Source organism: Acidiphilium sp. PM (assembly GCF_000219295.1).
Lineage (GTDB): Bacteria > Pseudomonadota > Alphaproteobacteria > Acetobacterales > Acetobacteraceae > Acidiphilium > Acidiphilium multivorum.
The window spans coordinates 1-506 of the sequence record NZ_AFPR01000270.1; the positions used below are offsets into that span (position 1 = coordinate 1).

A 506-nucleotide genomic window follows, 5' to 3' on the forward strand; every position below is an offset into this window, starting at 1 on the left:
TCGACGAGGCGCGCGCCGTCGCCGCCGATCTCAACGCCCGGCCGCAGGGCCTGCTGCGCCTCAACGTCCCCTCCGCCTTCGGCCGGCTGCACGTCATGCCCTTCCTGCCCGGCTTCGCCGCCGCCTGGCCGGACATCCGCATCGACCTCACCCTGAGCGATTCGGTGGTCGACATCATCGACTCCGGCACCGATCTCGCCATCCGCATCGGCGCGCTGGAGGAAAGCCGGCTGATCGCCCGCAAGCTCGCGCCGCACCGCCGGGTCCTCTGCACCGCCCCCGCCCTGCTCGCCCGGCACGGCCCGGTCGCCACGCCGGACGATCTCGCCCGCCTGCCGCACCTCCTTTTCGCGCTGCAGCCGCACGACCGCTGGCTGCTGACCGATCCGGACGGACACCGGCACGACATGCCCCTCACCGGCCGCCTCCGCCTGAACGACAGCGAGGCCCTGCTCGCCGCCGCCCGCGCCGGGCTCGGCGCGGCGCTGCTGCCCTTCTGGGTCGCC

1 protein-coding gene is annotated in these 506 nt (G+C 74.9%); it reads left to right on the forward strand.

What is annotated here, in order from left to right:
• Positions 1-506, forward strand: a 506-nt coding sequence (locus tag APM_RS11060; protein ID WP_007423463.1) for a substrate binding domain-containing protein, incomplete at both ends; no start/stop codon positions are given.